Origin of the sequence: Marinobacter sp. (assembly GCF_041984545.1) — a bacterium.
Classification (GTDB): Bacteria; Pseudomonadota; Gammaproteobacteria; order Pseudomonadales; family Oleiphilaceae; genus Marinobacter.
Genome location: NZ_JBHIXV010000111.1, coordinates 1 through 247, shown reverse-complemented (window position 1 = coordinate 247; position 247 = coordinate 1). Strand labels below are relative to the sequence as shown.

1 protein-coding gene is annotated in these 247 nt (G+C 70.0%); it reads right to left on the bottom strand.

Features of this window, described 5'->3' with window-relative positions; translation table 11 throughout:
- The coding region (locus tag ACFC20_RS17790) for a (d)CMP kinase (RefSeq protein WP_375194142.1) at positions 1–247 on the bottom strand (247 nt) is incomplete at both ends.

The window sequence follows — 247 nt, the reverse complement described above, 5'->3', positions numbered from 1 at the left end:
ATTAGCCGGAATTCCCTTGGAAATCAATTGCTTATATCGCCGCTCCGCCCGCGTGGCGGCACTGGCGGTCAGGAAGACCTTGAGAGGCGCGCCGGGGAAGAGGGCGGTGCCCATGTCGCGCCCGTCGGCGACCAGCCCGGGCAGGCGGCGGAAGTCGAGCTGCCATTGGTGCAAGGCCTGGCGAACGGCGGGGTGAACGGCCACCTGGGAGGCCAGCAGGCCGGTGGCTTCGGCCCGCAGGCGCGCG